The organism is Mesorhizobium ciceri biovar biserrulae, from assembly GCF_001618845.1.
GTDB lineage: Bacteria > Pseudomonadota > Alphaproteobacteria > Rhizobiales > Rhizobiaceae > Mesorhizobium > Mesorhizobium ciceri.
The window spans coordinates 1,950,319-1,965,660 of record NZ_CP015064.1; the positions used below are offsets into that span (position 1 = coordinate 1,950,319).

The following is a 15,342-nucleotide window of genomic DNA, read 5'->3' on the forward strand; positions in this document are numbered from 1 at the left end:
GTCTCCAGATTGTCTTTCGCGGCATGCGGATCGTGCAGTCACACGATCATGCTCTATCTGTCCGACGCCTGCCAGCGCGGATTGATCCATGGTTCCTGGTTGGACGGCGCCAGCGGCGTGCGGCCAAGGATGTGATCGGATGCCTTCTCGCCGGTCATGATCGACGGCGCATTGAGATTGCCGTTGGTGACGCGCGGGAAGATCGAGGAATCGGCGACCCGCAATCCTTCGACGCCGATGACCCGGCATTCCGGATCGACGACGCTCATCACGTCGTCGGCGCGGCCCATCTTGCAGGTGCCGCAAGGATGGTAGGCGCTCTCCGCGTGATCCCGGATGAAGATGTCGAGATCGTCGTCCGACTGCACGTGGCTGCCCGGCGATATCTCCTTGCCTCGATAGGGATCGAACGCCGACTGGCCGAAGATCTCGCGGGTCAGCCGGATGCAGTGGCGGAACTCCGCCCAGTCGTCTGGATGCGACATGTAGTTGAAGTGGATCATCGGTTTCGATTTCGGGTCCGGCGAGCGCAGCGTCACCGACCCCCGCGACTTCGAGCGCATCGGTCCGACATGCGCCTGGAAGCCGTGCGACTTGGCCGCCGCCTTGCCGTCATAGCGGACTGCCGCGGGGATGAAATGGTACTGGATGTCGGGGTAGTCGACGCCGGCACGCGATCGCACGAAGGCCGCCGCTTCGAAATGGTTGGTCGCGCCTAGCCCGGTCTTGAGGAACAGCCACTGCGCCCCGATGAGCGCTTTCGAGAACGGATTCAGCACCGAATTGAGCGTGATCGGCAGCAATGATTCCTGCTGGATGTAGAGCTCCATATGGTCCTGCAGGTTGCGGCCGACGCCGGGCCTGTCGGCCACCACCGGAATGCCGTTTTCGCGCAGATGCTCGGCCGGACCGATGCCGGACAGCATCAGGATCTTGGGCGAATTGATCGACGATGCGGCGACGATTACCTCACGTCGCGCCTTAACGACCTGAATCTGTTTGTGAGCTTCGATCTCGACGCCGATGGCGCGCTGATTCTCGATGATCACCCGCCGCGCAAAGCCCTTGACCAGACTGACGTTTTTGCGCTTCAGCGCCGGCTTCAGATAGGCTGATGCCGCCGACCATCGGCGGCCGCCGCTGATGGTCTGCTCCATCGGCCCAAAACCTTCCTGCTTGGAACCGTTATAGTCCTCCGTCAGTTCGAACCCGGCCTGGCGGCCAGCCTCGACGAAGGCGCCATAGAGCGGATTTTTACGCGAGCCGCGCTGCACATGCAGCGGCCCGCCGTGCCCGCGCCAGCCATCCTCGCCGCCATCCGAATCCTCCATGCGCTTGAAATAGGGGAGCACGTCGGCGAAGCCCCAGCCGGCCGCACCCTCTTCGGCCCAATGGTCGAAGTCGCGGGCGTGGCCGCGCACATAGACCATGCCGTTGATCGAGGACGAGCCGCCGATAACCTTGCCGCGCGGTGTCGCCAGCACACGGCCGCCGAGATGCGGCTCCGGCTCGCTGGCAAAGCCCCAGTCGTACAGGCTCATGTTGAGCGGGATCGACAGCGCCGACGGCATCTGGATCAGCGGCCCGATATCGCTGCCGCCGAATTCGATGACGATGACCGAATGCTTGCCGTCTTCCGACAGGCGATAGGCCATGGCCGAGCCGGCCGAGCCGGAGCCGATGATGACGAAATCCGCTTCAAGCATGGTTCATATGCGCCATGAAATCGGCGAGCGAGACATTGCCGCCGGTAGCCACAACAAGGACGGTCTTGTCCTTCACATCCACCTTGCCGCCGAGCAATGCCGCGATCGACGCCGCCCCCGACGGTTCGAGCACCAGCTTCATGCGCTCGAAGGCGATCCGCATGGCGCGCCGCACCGATTGGTCGTCGACGGTGATGCCGTGAACACCCGCCGTCTTGACCGCGGCAAACGGAGCATCGCCCGGCCGTCGTGACATCAACCCGTCGCAGATCGATTTCGGCCCGATCGGCATCGTCTCGATAGCGCCATGCGCCAGCGACGAGCCCATGCCATTGAAACCTTCCGGCTCGACGCCGATGATCTCTGTCGCTGGCGACAGATAATGGAAGGCAAGCGAAACGCCGCCGATCAACCCGCCGCCACCGACCGAGCAGAACAAGAGGTCGGCGCTGGCACCTTTGGCTTCGAGTTGGTCAAGCGCTTCGAGGCCGGCGCCCGCCTGGCCGGCGACGATCTCCGGATCGTCGAATGGATGCAGCAGCGCCAGGCCCTCTGTCTCGGCGATCTCGCGCGCCTTGGCGGCGGCGACTTCCTCCCGCGCGCGCTCGCCATGGTCGGTCAGCACGACGCGGGCGCCATAGCCCGCCGTGGCATCACGCTTGGCGGCCGGTGCGTCGATCGGCATGACGATGGTGACGGGAATGCCAAGCGCCTGGCCGGCAGCCGCCAGCCCTTGCGCGAAATTGCCGGAGGAGTAGGCGACGACGCCCTTCTTCGCTTCGTCAACTGAAAGCTGCTTCAGGCGCCAATAGGCGCCGCGCACCTTGAATGAGCCGGCCCATTGCAGCGATTCCGGCTTGATGAAGACGCGGGCGGCGCCGGTCTCGCGGGCTAGTGCCGTCGATTCCAGCAGCGGCGTGATCTGCGTCGCCCTGGAGGTGACGGCATAGGCCTGCTTGAGATGGTCAAGGGAGGGGACGAGAAGGTCTGACATCATTCGCCTCGCGGATACCGTTTGCTCTCTTCGAGATTGTCGAGGTTCATGTGATTGCGCATGTAGCGCTCGGACGCCTTTTGCAGGGGCTGGAAATCCCAGGGGTAATAGGCGCCGTTGCGCAGCGCCGGATAGACGACCCAGCGGCGCGCCTGGCTTTCGCGGACAGCGGCGTCGAAGCCGGCCATGTCCCAGCGTGTCTGGACCTTGTCCATGAATGCCGCCACCAAGCCGGCATTGGCGGGGTCGTCGGCCAGATTGTTTCGCTCGAGCGGATCGGCTTCGAGATCGAACAGTTGCGGCGGATCGAGCTCGCAGTGGACGAATTTGTATCTGCCGTCGCGGATCGCCACCAACGGCGCATTGGACCCTTCGGCCGCATACTCCATCAACACCGGTGCGGTGCGCTCGATGCCCTCGGTGAGCGGCAGCAGCGACTGGCCATCGGTCCACGGCGCGATCGCAGCGATGTCGATGTCGGCGAGATCGCAAAGCGTCGGCGCCAAGTCGAGATTGGAGACCGGCGTCTCGATCAGCCCGGCGCGAACGCCCTTGCCGGCAATCATCAGCGGCACCCGCGCCGAACCCTCGAAGAAGCTCATCTTGAACCACAGGCCCCGCTCGCCGAGCATGTCGCCGTGATCCGAGCAGAACAGGATGATTGTGTCGTCGGCCATGCGGGTGCGCTCGAGAACGTCGAGGATCTCGCCAAGCTTGTCGTCGACATAGGAGATGTTGGCGAAATAGCCCTGCCGCGAACGACGCACCTGCTCTGGCGTGATCTCGAAAGAGGGGTAGTCACTGGCGTGGTACAGCCGCCGGGAATGCGTATCCTGCTGGTCATACGCGATGAACCCGGTTTCCGGGTCCAGCGCCTGGCAATGCTCATAGAGATCCCAATATTGCTTGCGCGCGACATAGGGATCGTGCGGATGCGACAGCGAGACAGTGAGGCACCAAGGCCGATGGTTCGCATCGTCCTGTTCGCGCGAAAGCTGATAGAGCTTCTGCGTGGCCAGGAACACGACCTCGTCGTCATACTCCATCTGGTTGGTGATCTCGGCGACGCCTGCACCGGTCACCGAGCCCAGATTGTGATACCACCAGTCGATACGCTCGCCGGGCTTGCGGTAATCCGGCGTCCAGCCGAAATCGGCTGGATAAATGTCGGTCGTCAGCCGCTCCTCGAAACCATGCAACTGGTCCGGCCCAACGAAATGCATCTTGCCCGACAGGCAGGTGTAGTAGCCGGCGGCGCGCAAATGATGGGCAAAGGTCGGGATCGATGAGGCGAATTCGGCGGCATTGTCATAGACGCCGGTGCGCGACGGCAATTGCCCGCTCATGAACGAGGCACGGCCCGGCGCGCAGAGCGGCGAGGCCGTGTAGTTGTTGGCAAAGCGCGCCGAACGCGCGGCCAACGCTTTCAGATGCGGTGTATGCAGAAACTCCGCCGGTCCGTCCGGAAACAGGGTTCCGTTGAGCTGGTCGACCATGACGATCAGGAAATTGGTTGGCTTCATTGTCACTGTTTGCGCCGCTCGCCAAGTTTGGTTTCGAGATAGTCCTCGACCAGCGCGATCGCGGTCGCGGCATCGGGCACGCCGTCTTTCAGCGCCCGCCTGATGTAGAGCCCGTCGATCATCGCCGCGGTCGCTTCGGCGGCGCGGTCGGCTTCGGCTCTGGGCAAGATCCCGGTCAGCCCGCTCATCAGGTTCGAGTGCAGCCGCCGCGCGTAGACCTTGAGCAGCCGGCGCAAGGCCGATGATTTCTGCGCCTCGACATAGAAGGCGAGCCAGGCGGCGATGGTTTCCGGCTGGAACTGGATGTCGGAGAAATTGACAGCGACCACCGCCGAGACCCTTTCGCGCGCGCTATTGGCCGAGCCAAGGGCGCGCAACGTATCGGCTGTAAGCTCCGCCAGTATGTGCCGCATCGTCGCCAAGAGCAGCTCGTCCTTGGCGCCAAAATAATGATGGGCAAGGGCTGACGACACGCCGGCGCGTCCGGCGATCTCGGACATGGTCACGTCGAGCGAACCGCGCTCGCCGATCGCCGAGATCGTCGCGTCGATCAGCGCTTTGCGGCGCAGCGGTTCCATTCCGATTTTCGGCATCTCGCCATGATCCTTTGAGAAAACAGGATTATTTTTTATTGACGCGTCAATCAACAAAAAAATCGGCCGCGATCTCGGCTGTACCAAGCGATTGTACGCCTCCAGCCCTTCACGAAACCGGCACGATTGTTTATCTTTGAACAATAGATGCGAAATGCGCCGTGAGCCGACATGCCAGGCCGGCGCCAAGGATGGAGACCGCCATGACCGCATGCATCGTCGGATGGGCGCATTCGCGCTTCGGCAAGCTTGAGGGCGAAACGCTCGAAAACCTCATCGTCAAGGTGGCAACGGACGCGCTCGACCATGCCGGCATCGGTCCCGACGAGGTTGACGAGATCGTGCTCGGCCACTTCAACGCCGGTTTTTCGGCGCAGGATTTCACCGCCAGTCTGGTGCTTCAGGCCGACGATCGGCTGCGCTTCAAGCCGGCGACGCGTGTCGAGAACGCTTGCGCCACCGGATCGGCGGCGGTCCGCCAGGGCATCCGCGCCATCGACGCGAATGCCGCTCGCATCGTGCTGGTGGTCGGCGCGGAGCAGATGACGACGACGCCGGGGCCGGAGATCGGCAAAAACCTGCTCAAGGCGTCCTATCTGCCCGAGGACGGCGAGACACCCGCGGGTTTCGCCGGCGTCTTCGGCAAGATCGCGCAGGCCTATTTCCAGCGTTATGGCGATCAGTCGGATGCGCTGGCCATGATTGCCGCCAAGAACCACAAGAACGGCGTCGACAATCCCTATGCGCAGATGCGCAAGGATTTCGGCTATGAGTTCTGCCGCCAGGAGAGCGAGAAGAACCCCTTCGTTGCCGGTCCTCTGAAGCGCACCGACTGCTCGCTGGTCTCCGACGGCGCCGCCGCCCTTATCCTTGCCGACACCGCCACGGCGCTGAAGATGCGCCGTGCCGTTGCCTTCCGCGCCAACGAACATGTGCAGGATTTCCTGCCGATGTCGAAGCGCGACATTCTGACCTTCGAAGGCTGCGAGCAGGCCTGGAACCGGGCGCTGAAATCGGCCGGCGTGACGCTCGACGATCTGTCCTTCGTCGAGACGCATGACTGCTTCACCATTGCCGAACTGATCGAGTACGAGGCGATGGGCCTTGCCAAGCCGGGAGAGGGGGCGAAGCTGGCGTTGGACGGCACAACGGCCAAGGATGGTCGCCTGCCGGTCAATCCATCCGGCGGGCTGAAGGCCAAAGGCCATCCGATCGGCGCCACTGGCGTGTCCATGCATGTCTTGACCGCCATGCAGCTTGTCGGTGAGGCCGGCGGCATCCAGGTGCCGGGCGCAAAACTGGGCGGCATCTTCAATATGGGCGGTGCGGCGGTCGCCAACTACGTTTCCATTCTCGACCGGATCAGATAAACCGCCCGCATTTGCGGGAGGTGACATGACAAATCCGGTTTTGATCGAAGTCTTGCGCGGCGCGATCGTCGAGAGCGCGCATCGCGGCTCAGTCGCGGTCTTCGATGGCGACGGCAAGCCCGTGTGGGAGATCGGCGATACGGCCAAGCCGGTGTTTCCGCGCTCGGCGGTCAAGGCGATCCAGGCCTTGCCGTTGGTCGAAAGCGGGGCGGCGGATGCCTATGGTTTCGGCAACCGCGAACTGGCGCTCGCCTGCGCCTCCCACTCGGGCGAGCCGGCACATGTCGACCTTGCGCGATCCATGCTGGCCAAGGCTGGGCTGGACGGATCGGCGCTCGAATGCGGCACGCATTGGCCGTCCAATCATGACGCCGAGATTGCGCTCGCCCGCGCCGGCGGCTCGCCGAACGCCTTGCACAACAATTGTTCCGGCAAACATTCCGGCTTCCTCTGCACCTGCGTCCACGCCGGTATTGCGCATCGCGGCTATGTCAAGCCGGGACACGGCCTGCAGGACATGGTGCGCGATACCATGCAGTCGGTGACGGGCGCTGTCCATGGTGAGGACCAGCGGGCCATCGACGGCTGTTCGATCCCGACCTACGCGGTGCCGCTCAGGAGCTTCGCGCTCGGCTTTGCCCGCATGGCCACGACATCAGGTTTTGGCCCAGAGCGAGCCAAGGCTGCAAAGCGGCTGCTTTCCGCCTGCATGGCCGAGCCCTTCTTCGTTTCCGGCAGCGGCCGCGAAGACGTCGCGTTGATGGAGGCCGCACCAGGGCGGATTTTCACGAAGGGCGGCGCCGAAGGCGTCCATTGTGCCGCAATTCCGGAACTTGGCCTCGGCATCGCACTCAAATGCGATGATGGCGCCGGCCGCGCCGGCGAAGCCATGGTTGCCGCGGTCCTTGCCAAACTGTTGCGTGCCGACGAGGCCTTGGCGGCGAAGCTGCTCGAATTGGCAAACACGCCCATCGAAAATCGCAACGGTGCCAAAGTCGGAGCGCTGAGGCCGACGGCAACTCTCAAGTGACGTGATTGCGCTCGACGGTCAGATGCGCGTAGCCGCTACCGTTTGACGAGGCGAGATCGCCTGTCGCGGGCTCCGCCCAGCGCTGGCCGACAACCGCACCGTTCAGCGCGCCGTCGATGACATTGTCTGAAATGACGGCCGTACCGGCGCCCTCGACCACGGATACGACGATCCCGGTTCCTGCCTTGCGGATGATGTTGCCGGTGGCGACGACATTGCGCAGGTACGGGCCCCAGCCGATCTGCATGCCATAGAGTGGCGCGTTCTCGATGACATTGTTGGAAACGGTGGTGTCGGCCTCAACGCCGATGCCGACGCCAAATCCCGGCGAGTCGGCGGGGTAGGGGCCGCTGGTCGACAGATTGCGCACGATGTTGCCGGAACAGACGCCCATGCGGCCGCCTTCGTTGAAATTGACGATCGAGATGCCGTTGGCGGCGCCGTCGACGATGTTGTTGCTGATGATGGCGCCTTCGAACGAGAACTCGGAATAGATCGCCGTTTCGCCAGAGCGCGAGCAGGTGTTGCCCGATATCTGCAGGTTGCTGGCGCTGTTGGCGCGGATGGCCGAGAAGGCGCAGTCCGAGACGATGTTGCCCGAGATGACGACATTGCCGGCGCGAAAGGCATTGATGCCGTTGCCGTTCTGCCCGGTTCCGCCGCTGCGTGCCTGGATCCCTTGGACGCGGTTGCCGGTGACCATGGTGCCGTCTTCGGCCACCTGCCAGCGGTGTACGAGGATGCCGCCATTGGCGCAGTCGGAAACGGTGTTGCCCGTGATGGCCAGCCCGCCGGCTTCGACCGAATAGATGCCGGCATCGGCGGCGCCCGATATCTCACAGCGCTCGATCCGGCCGATCGCGTGTTCCAGCGCCAGCCCGTTCTTGCCGCTGCCGGTGATCTGGCAATTGTCGATGGCGAGGTGCGCGACACGGCGCAGATCGAGCAGCCCTTGCGTGTAATCGCCCATCGCGCGGTTCGCACCATCGAAGACCAGTCCGCTAAGTTCGATATGGTCGGCCTGTTCGGCCATGAACAGGTGGCCGTCACCGCCGTAAACGATGCGCGTCGCGCCCGGCACGCCGGAAAGACGTACGCGGCCGGGCAGCGAAAGATTGGAGACGACATAGGTGCCGGGCGGCAGGAACACCGGCATGTCGCGGCTGTTTGCGTCACGCAGCAGTTTGGCGAAGGCCTTGCTCTGATCGTCTGATGTGCCGGGCTGCACGCCGAGTTCGGTGGCATTGATCGAGCCGCGCATCGAGGCTTTCTCGATGCCGCTCAAGCTTGCGGCTACCGCCTTGCCGAGCGCAAGGCCCATGACGGCAAAGCCGGCGGTTCCAGTCAGCAGCGTTCGTCTGTTCAACATCGGCACAGAATCCCAGCGTTCAACCTTGGCGTCGCAGGAATCGTGCCAGACGGTTTGCCTCTCCTCTGGACGGAAACGACAATGGCTTGTCGAGCAGCCTCTGCGGGCCTAAGTTCAGGAAATGAGCAGAGCTTTCACCCGCGAGGAAGACAGCGAAAATGCCATCGCCGGTGTCGGTGAGCGGCCGGTCAGCCAGCATCGCAATCTGGTGACGGAACGCGGCCTGGCGCAGATCGAGGAAAATCTGGCCGATCTGCGCGACATACTGGCGAAGGCCGAACGCAAAGCCGACCGCGAGCGCATAGCGGTCGTGTCGCGCGATCTGCGTTACTGGACCGCCCGGCGCGAAAGCGCCGAACTCTCGGTGCCGGAGCCGGGCAGTGACGTTGTGCGCTTCGGCATGGGCGTCACGATCGAGAGCGATGACGGCAAGAAGGTGCATTGGAAGATCGTCGGCGAGGACGAGGCTGATCCCACCAAGGGCAGCATTTCGCATGTTTCGCCAATGGCTGTCGCCCTGTTCGGCAAGAAGATCGGCGACTTGGCCAGCGTCAACGGCAAGGAATGGGAAATCGTCAAGTTGTCCGAGAGCTAATCCACGAGCTTGACGACATGGTCGCGGAAGAAAGCCGCGGCTCCAGTTTCATCGATCTCGCCAGCAGCGACCATCAAGACCAGTTGAATGACGTCCTGCTGGTCGGCCTCGACGCTCAATCCGTTGAAATAAAGAAACAGATCGGCCGCTGCAAAGGCAGTACGCTTGTTGCCGTCAACGAACGGATGGTTTTTGACGATGCCGAACAGGTATGCCGCCGCCAGTTCGCAAAGATCCGGATCGCCATAAATCTCTCGCTGCTGTGGACGGGATAGCGCCGACTCCAGCATGCCTTCATCACGTATGCCTGCCGCCCCGCCGTGCAGGCGCAACTGCTCAGCGTGAAGCGACTCCACGAACTCCCTAGAATGATGCTCGGTCATTTCGCGAGCGCGCGGTAGGCAACCTCGTACTTTTTCATCCGCTCGCGTGCGATCTTCATCTTACGCTCGAATTCCTCGGCGCTGTCTTCGGTGCGACGCAAACGAAGCTCTTCACCTTCCTGAACGATGACGATGCTGTCGCCTGCCTTCATGTTCAAACGATCGAGCAACTCCTTGGGCAGGATCACACCCTCGGAATTGCCGATCTTGCGAATGGTCGTGTTCATGACAGATATCCTGTTGCAACGCAGATTATAACTCGACCGGCGAGAAGTTGCAACGGATATTATAACAAGTCTAGGCCCAGCAGCCGGTCCAGCAGGCGATCCGCTGCCTCTGGAATGACTGTGCCCGGCGGGAAGATCTCGGCAGCGCCGGCTTGCCGCACCGCGTCATAGTCCTGCGGTGGGATGACGCCGCCGGCCACGATCAGCATGTCGCCGCGACCGAGCTTCTTCAGCGCGTCGCGCAGTTCGGGGATCAGCGTCAGATGTCCCGCCGCCAGCGACGAGGCGCCGACGATGTGGACGTCCTGTGCGACCGCCAGCCTGGCGATCTCATCCGGTGTCTGGAACATCGCGCCGACGGTGACGTCGAAGCCGAGATCGGCGAAGGCCGTAGCGATGACCTTCTGGCCACGGTCGTGGCCGTCCTGGCCCATCTTGGCGACGAGAATGCGCGGCTTGCCGCCGGTCTTCTTCTCGAAGGCGTCAAGCTTGTCCTGCAGCCCGTCGACCACGGGATGATCGCCAAGCGCCTTGCGATAGATGCCGGAAATGGTCTGCACCGTAGCGACGTGGCGCCCAAACGCCCTTTCCAACGCGAATGAAATCTCGCCGACCGTTGCATTGGCGCGCGCGGCTCGGATGGCGAATTCCAGCAGGTTTTCATTGCCTTGCGCGGCACGGGTCAGCGCATCGAGTGCGCTTTCGACGGCGGCGACGTCGCGCGTGCCCTTCAGCCGTTGCAGCTTCGACAATTGCCGGGCCCTGACCTCGGCATTGTCGATCTTCAGCACGTCGACCTCGATGTCGGTCTCGGGCCGATGGGCGTTGACGCCGACCAGCATCTGCTCGCCGGAATCGATCCGCGCCTGCGTGCGCGCGGCAGCTTCCTCGATGCGCAGCTTGGGAATGCCCTGTTCGGTCGCCGCCGCCATGCCGCCGAGCGCCTCGACCTCCTCGATATGGGCAAGCGCGCGCGCCGCCAGATCATGCGTCAGCCGTTCAAGATAGGCCGAACCGCCCCACGGGTCGATGATGCGCGTGGTGCCGGATTCCTTTTGCAGGATGAGCTGGGTGTTGCGGGCGATCCGCGCCGAATGGTCGGTCGGCAGCGCCATCGCCTCGTCGAAGGAATTGGTGTGCAGCGATTGGGTGTGGCCCTGCGTTGCAGCCATTGCCTCGATCATGGTGCGGACAATGTTGTTGTAGGGATCCTGCGCCGTCAGCGACCAGCCAGAAGTCTGGCAATGGGTGCGCAGCGACAACGAGCGCTCGTCCTTGGGCGAAAAATTCTTCTGCATCAGGGTCGCCCACAACAGGCGCGCGGCCCGCAGCTTGGCGACTTCCATGAAGAAATTCATGCCGATGGCCCAGAAGAAGGACAGGCGCGGCGCGAAGCGGTCGATGTCGAGGCCGGCCGCGACGCCGGCGCGAGCATACTCGATGCCATCGGCGATCGTATAGGCGAGTTCAAGGTCGGCCGTCGCGCCGGCCTCCTGCATGTGATAGCCGGAGATCGATATCGAATTGAACTTCGGCATGTTCTTCGATGTGTACGAGAAGATGTCCGACACGATCCGCATCGAGGGTTTTGGTGGATAGATGTAGGTGTTGCGGACCATGAACTCCTTCAGAATGTCGTTCTGAATGGTGCCGGCGAGATCTTTCTGCGCAACGCCCTGTTCTTCCGCCGCGACAATGTAGAGCGCCATGATCGGCAGCACCGCGCCGTTCATCGTCATCGATACCGTCATCTCGCCGAGCGGAATGCCGTCGAAGAGCTGCCGCATGTCGAGAATGGAATCGATGGCGACGCCAGCCATGCCGACATCGCCGGCAACGCGCGGATGATCGCTGTCATAGCCGCGATGCGTGGCGAGATCGAAGGCGACCGACAGGCCCTTCTGGCCGGCGGCAAGGTTGCGTCGGTAAAATGCATTGGATTCTTCGGCCGTCGAGAAGCCGGCATATTGCCGGATGGTCCAGGGCTGCTGGACATACATGGTCGGGTAGGGGCCGCGCACGAAGGGCGGCAGGCCGGGATAGGTGTCGAGATGCGGCAACCCCTTGAGGTCGCTTTGATTGTACAGATGCTTGGCGACGAGCCCTTCCGGCGTGGTCCGCTGGCCTTTGACCTCGACGGGAGCGCGGCGTGGCGGGACCCAGCCGATCTGGCCGAAGTCCGGGATCAAGAGCCGGCTCCGATCGATTGGTCGATGCGGACTGGAAACAGCGCCTCGCAGACGGCAACGCCTTCGGTGAAGGCCGGCCGCCGTTCCGCCGCCAGCGTCTCGACCGGACGTTCGTCTTTCGATGGATAGAGCGTGGTGCCGATGATGGCCCGTTGGCCTGTGCGGTAGGCTGCATTGCGCTGCTCCGCAGCTGCGTGGACGCGCTTCTGGATGCGTCCGTCCTGAAGGCTGGACAGGACACCGCCCTCGGCTTCGATCGTCTGCAATTCCGTCCACGCCAACTCGCACAACTCCGCGGTCAACGCCTCGACGGCGCCGGAACCATAGGCGGGATCGGTGACATGATCGATATGGCTTTCATTGGCCATGATCAGCTGCGTGTTGCGGGCAACACGACGGGCAAAACCCGCCGGCAGACCATGCGCGATCGTGTGCGGCAGGATGGAGATCGAATCGGCGCCGCCGCACGCCGCGGCAAAGCATGCAATGGTGGTGCGCAGGATGTTGGTCTCCGGATCCATCGCCGTCATCATGCGAAACGACGTCTCGGCATGGATATTGGCGGTGGATGTCGGGATCGAACAAGCCTCCTGCACCCGCGCCCATAGCCTGCGCAGTGCTCGCATCTTGGCCGTCGACAGCAACTGGTCCTGGTCGACGCTGAGCGCAAAACCGATATGGGGTGCGGCATAGACAAGCGGCTGCCGCGCCGTCTCGAACATTCTGAGATAGGAGACAGCCGAAGCCAGCATGATGCCAAGTTCCTGCGCTTCCGTGGCGCCGGCATTGTGGAACACGCGCCCGTCAGCTTCCAGCAGCACGCCCGGAACGCCCATCGCGAAGAAGTGCGCCAGCGACTGTGGCATAGAGGCCTGCAGCGCCTCGATCGACATGCGCAGCCGACCGGTTCCCGCGAAGATCGCCGCTGGATCGATGCCGAAGGAGAGGTTGAGCTTTGCCGGGTCCGATCGCCGCTTGCTCAGGAACGCGACCAGCCAGTCGGCCACGGCGCGGCTCCAGGGATGGGCGTCGATGCGAACCTGGATGCGGTTGAGCGGTATGCCGTCCAGCACCGCCTCCAGCGCCTCCGCCGTTCTCGGCAAGCCGTAGCCGAACGCGTTGGGCGCCCCTTCGAAGACCAGCGACAATCCCGTGGCACCCTGTGCAACATCCTCCAGCGCTTGGCTTCTGGCACGGTCGATGTCCGGATCGTCGATGCGCTGGCTGACGATCCATGGCGATTTCGGGTTTGTACGCACGATCGGTTCCGCCGCGGTGCTGCGGTCGTAGAGCGGTTCGATACGGATGTTGTCATCGCTGTGCGAGACCAGCTTTTCCTCGAAGGAAGCGCCTGCCAATGCCTTTTCCGCCAAGGCGAGCCATCGCTGACGCTCGGCGTTCTCGGGTTCCACGTCCTGGATCAAGGCTCCGGCGCCCATCCGTCCTCCTCGTTTCATGCGGCCGCACCAGCCGGGAGCGGTTCAGTCTACGGTCCCCGGTCCGATATCGCAATGCAATGCGCTTTCAGAGACCGGATTCGATCCATCAGATATAGGTCAGTCCGCGTGGACGACGATTGCCAAACAGCGGCAAAATCCGCAAGCTCCAAAAACCCGATCTGAACGAATGGGGCCGATTTGGGCGAATGGCCCGGATTTGGACGAATGGCCCCGATTTGGACGAATGGCCCCGATTTGGACGAATGGCATTGTCGCTGTGCAATGGCCTCACTATACCTGCGGCAAGGCCACTGGCTTTAGACACATCAGTTTGCGGAGACCGGACATATGGCTGACGAGACCAGTATTTTCATCGGCGCCAGCCGAAAGCCCGACGACAGCTATCAGCGTGCCGAGCAGTTGTTGCTGCGATATGGGAATCGTCACGGCCTGGTGACCGGCGCCACCGGCACCGGCAAGACCGTCACCTTGCAGATCCTGGCCGAAGGATTTTCCAACGCCGGCGTGCCGGTGTTCTGCGCGGACATCAAGGGTGATCTGTCGGGCATCGCGATGATGGGCACGGCACAGGATTTCCTCGTCAAGCGGGCCGAACAGGTCAAGCTCGATCCGTATGACTTCCAGGAATTTCCCGTTATCTTCTGGGACTTGTTCGGCGAGCAGGGTCATCCGATCCGCGCCACGGTCTCGGAAATGGGGCCGTTGTTGCTGTCGCGCCTGATGAACCTGACCGAGGCGCAGGAAGGCATCATGAACATCGCCTTCCGCCTGGCGGATGAGGAAGGTCTGCTGCTGCTCGACATGAAGGACCTGCAGGCGCTGCTCGCCAACATCGCCGAGCGCGCCGACGAGATCGGCTCGCGCTATGGCAACGTGACGAAGCCATCGGTCGGGGCTATCCAGCGCACGCTGCTGGTCCTCGAACAGCAGGGGGCCGCAAACTTCTTCGGCGAACCGGCACTGCGTATCGCCGATATCATGCGCACCACCCGCGACGGACGCGGCGCCATCAGCGTGCTTGCCGCCGACAAGCTGATGATGAATCCGCGGCTCTACGCGACCTTCCTGCTATGGCTGATGTCGGAGCTGTTCGAGGTGCTGCCGGAAGTCGGCGACCCCGACAAGCCGAAGCTGGTGTTCTTCTTCGACGAGGCGCATCTTCTGTTCGACGAAGCACCCAAGGTGCTCATCGATCGCGTCGAGCAGGTCGTCCGACTGATCCGCTCGAAAGGCGTCGGCGTCTATTTCGTCACCCAGAACCCTTTGGATATCCCTGAAAAAGTCCTGGCCCAGCTCGGCAATCGCGTCCAGCACGCGCTGCGCGCCTATACACCGCGCGAGCAGCAGGCAGTCCGGACGGCGGCCGAAACGTTCCGGCCAAATCCCGATTTCGACTGCATGACCGCCATTACACAGCTTGCCACTGGCGAGGCGCTGGTCTCGACGTTGGAAGCCAAGGGTGTTCCGTCCATGGTGCAGCGGACACTGATCCGCCCGCCATCCTCGCGGCTTGGGCCCATAACGGCCGCTGAGCGGCAAAAGCTGATCCAGGAAAGCCCGGTCGCCGGCCAGTACGATCAGGCCGTCGATCGCGAATCGGCTTTCGAAATGCTGCAGAAAAAGGCCAAGGACGCGCAGGATGCCGAAGAGCAGGCCCAGCAGGCCGGCAGCGGCGGCTCGCGCTGGACCATTCCGGGCTTCGGCAATGACGATCCCGCGCCGCAATCCGGTGGCAGGCGCACATCTGCACCGCGCCCGTCCAACCGCCAGACGGTCGCAGAGGCGGCGATCAAGTCGGTGGTGCGCTCGGTCGGCTCCTCGGTCGGTCGGGCAATCGTGCGCGGCATTCTGGGGAGCTTGTCGCGCGGGCGGTGACTGGAGGCAGTGGGCGCCGCTGCCTAGT

The 15,342-nt window shown here is 63.1% G+C and carries 13 protein-coding genes; 4 read left to right on the forward strand and 9 right to left on the reverse strand.

Annotated elements, in window-relative coordinates:
• Nucleotides 1–53: 53 nt before the first annotated feature.
• Genes betA through betI form a run of 4 tightly spaced genes read right to left on the reverse strand, consistent with a single transcriptional unit; the run spans nucleotide 54 to nucleotide 4,816 of the window.
• Complete coding sequence (gene betA, locus A4R29_RS08680; RefSeq protein WP_063171723.1) at nucleotides 54–1,706, reverse strand: choline dehydrogenase; 1,653 nt, start codon at nucleotides 1,704–1,706, stop codon at nucleotides 54–56.
• Nucleotides 1,699–2,700 carry a threonine/serine dehydratase family protein gene (locus A4R29_RS08685; protein ID WP_027162996.1) on the reverse strand — a complete coding sequence of 334 codons (1,002 nt, stop codon included), beginning with the start codon at nucleotides 2,698–2,700 and terminating at the stop codon, nucleotides 1,699–1,701. Before A4R29_RS08685 ends, betA begins: the two co-directional genes overlap by 8 nt.
• Complete coding sequence (betC, locus tag A4R29_RS08690) at nucleotides 2,700–4,223, reverse strand: choline-sulfatase (protein ID WP_082827359.1); 1,524 nt, start codon at nucleotides 4,221–4,223, stop codon at nucleotides 2,700–2,702. Before betC ends, A4R29_RS08685 begins: the two co-directional genes overlap by 1 nt.
• A gap of 2 nt (nucleotides 4,224–4,225) precedes the next feature.
• Nucleotides 4,226–4,816 carry a choline-binding transcriptional repressor BetI gene (gene betI, locus A4R29_RS08695; protein WP_013532678.1) on the reverse strand — a complete coding sequence of 197 codons (591 nt, stop codon included), beginning with the start codon at nucleotides 4,814–4,816 and terminating at the stop codon, nucleotides 4,226–4,228.
• Nucleotides 4,817–5,019: 203 nt separating this feature from the next.
• On the opposite strand from betI, the gene A4R29_RS08700 reads away from it, so the two are divergent.
• Nucleotides 5,020–6,186 (forward strand): acetyl-CoA acetyltransferase, encoded by a 1,167-nt coding sequence (locus A4R29_RS08700; protein WP_027162994.1) that lies wholly within the window; start codon nucleotides 5,020–5,022, stop codon nucleotides 6,184–6,186.
• A gap of 25 nt (nucleotides 6,187–6,211) precedes the next feature.
• Nucleotides 6,212–7,216 carry an asparaginase gene (locus A4R29_RS08705; protein ID WP_063171725.1) on the forward strand — a complete coding sequence of 335 codons (1,005 nt, stop codon included), beginning with the start codon at nucleotides 6,212–6,214 and terminating at the stop codon, nucleotides 7,214–7,216.
• Here A4R29_RS08705 and A4R29_RS08710 read toward each other — a convergent pair.
• Nucleotides 7,209–8,585, reverse strand: a complete 1,377-nt coding sequence (locus A4R29_RS08710; RefSeq protein ID WP_013532675.1) for a TIGR03808 family TAT-translocated repetitive protein — start codon at nucleotides 8,583–8,585, stop codon at nucleotides 7,209–7,211. The genes A4R29_RS08705 and A4R29_RS08710 overlap by 8 nt on opposite strands.
• A gap of 121 nt (nucleotides 8,586–8,706) precedes the next feature.
• Between A4R29_RS08710 and greA the strand changes: the two genes are divergently transcribed.
• A complete protein-coding gene (greA, locus tag A4R29_RS08715) occupies nucleotides 8,707–9,180 on the forward strand; it encodes a transcription elongation factor GreA (RefSeq protein ID WP_013532674.1) in 474 nt (157 codons plus the stop codon).
• On the opposite strand, the gene A4R29_RS08720 is transcribed toward greA, so the two are convergent.
• From A4R29_RS08720 to A4R29_RS08735, 4 genes are read right to left on the reverse strand one after another with little or no spacing between them, the layout of a single operon-like run.
• Nucleotides 9,177–9,563 carry a type II toxin-antitoxin system death-on-curing family toxin gene (locus tag A4R29_RS08720; RefSeq protein ID WP_063171726.1) on the reverse strand — a complete coding sequence of 129 codons (387 nt, stop codon included), beginning with the start codon at nucleotides 9,561–9,563 and terminating at the stop codon, nucleotides 9,177–9,179. The two genes, greA and A4R29_RS08720, sit on opposite strands and share 4 nt — an antisense overlap.
• Nucleotides 9,560–9,790 (reverse strand): AbrB/MazE/SpoVT family DNA-binding domain-containing protein, encoded by a 231-nt coding sequence (locus tag A4R29_RS08725; protein ID WP_023760503.1) that lies wholly within the window; start codon nucleotides 9,788–9,790, stop codon nucleotides 9,560–9,562. The genes A4R29_RS08720 and A4R29_RS08725 overlap by 4 nt, the downstream gene beginning before the upstream one ends.
• Nucleotides 9,791–9,849: 59 nt before the next feature.
• The gene (gene scpA / locus A4R29_RS08730) at nucleotides 9,850–11,979 is read right to left on the reverse strand and encodes a methylmalonyl-CoA mutase (protein WP_063171727.1); all 2,130 of its coding nucleotides are present in this window, start codon (nucleotides 11,977–11,979) and stop codon (nucleotides 9,850–9,852) included.
• Nucleotides 11,976–13,418: a methylmalonyl-CoA mutase subunit beta gene (locus A4R29_RS08735; RefSeq protein WP_013532672.1), complete on the reverse strand. Its 1,443-nt coding sequence runs from the start codon at nucleotides 13,416–13,418 to the stop codon at nucleotides 11,976–11,978. Before A4R29_RS08735 ends, scpA begins: the two co-directional genes overlap by 4 nt.
• Nucleotides 13,419–13,766: 348 nt before the next feature.
• Here A4R29_RS08735 and A4R29_RS08740 point away from each other — a divergent pair, with 348 nt between their 5' ends.
• Nucleotides 13,767–15,314: a helicase HerA-like C-terminal domain-containing protein gene (locus tag A4R29_RS08740; RefSeq protein ID WP_013532671.1), complete on the forward strand. Its 1,548-nt coding sequence runs from the start codon at nucleotides 13,767–13,769 to the stop codon at nucleotides 15,312–15,314.
• Nucleotides 15,315–15,342: the final 28 nt, after the last annotated feature.

What these genes read in the sequence shown, in the direction of transcription:
- A4R29_RS08725 (WP_023760503.1), bottom strand. Translation starts at nt 9,790, where the DNA reads ATGAACACGACCATTCGCAAGATCGGCAATTCCGAGGGTGTGATCCTG.
- A4R29_RS08710 (WP_013532675.1), bottom strand. Translation starts at nt 8,585, where the DNA reads ATGTTGAACAGACGAACGCTGCTGACTGGAACCGCCGGCTTTGCCGTC.
- A4R29_RS08735 (WP_013532672.1), bottom strand. Translation starts at nt 13,418, where the DNA reads ATGGGCGCCGGAGCCTTGATCCAGGACGTGGAACCCGAGAACGCCGAG.
- betI (WP_013532678.1), bottom strand. Translation starts at nt 4,816, where the DNA reads ATGCCGAAAATCGGAATGGAACCGCTGCGCCGCAAAGCGCTGATCGAC.
- betA (WP_063171723.1), bottom strand. Translation starts at nt 1,706, where the DNA reads ATGCTTGAAGCGGATTTCGTCATCATCGGCTCCGGCTCGGCCGGCTCG.
- A4R29_RS08700 (WP_027162994.1), top strand. Translation starts at nt 5,020, where the DNA reads ATGACCGCATGCATCGTCGGATGGGCGCATTCGCGCTTCGGCAAGCTT.
- greA (WP_013532674.1), top strand. Translation starts at nt 8,707, where the DNA reads ATGAGCAGAGCTTTCACCCGCGAGGAAGACAGCGAAAATGCCATCGCC.
- A4R29_RS08720 (WP_063171726.1), bottom strand. Translation starts at nt 9,563, where the DNA reads ATGACCGAGCATCATTCTAGGGAGTTCGTGGAGTCGCTTCACGCTGAG.
- A4R29_RS08740 (WP_013532671.1), top strand. Translation starts at nt 13,767, where the DNA reads ATGGCTGACGAGACCAGTATTTTCATCGGCGCCAGCCGAAAGCCCGAC.
- A4R29_RS08685 (WP_027162996.1), bottom strand. Translation starts at nt 2,700, where the DNA reads ATGTCAGACCTTCTCGTCCCCTCCCTTGACCATCTCAAGCAGGCCTAT.
- A4R29_RS08705 (WP_063171725.1), top strand. Translation starts at nt 6,212, where the DNA reads ATGACAAATCCGGTTTTGATCGAAGTCTTGCGCGGCGCGATCGTCGAG.
- betC (WP_082827359.1), bottom strand. Translation starts at nt 4,223, where the DNA reads ATGAAGCCAACCAATTTCCTGATCGTCATGGTCGACCAGCTCAACGGA.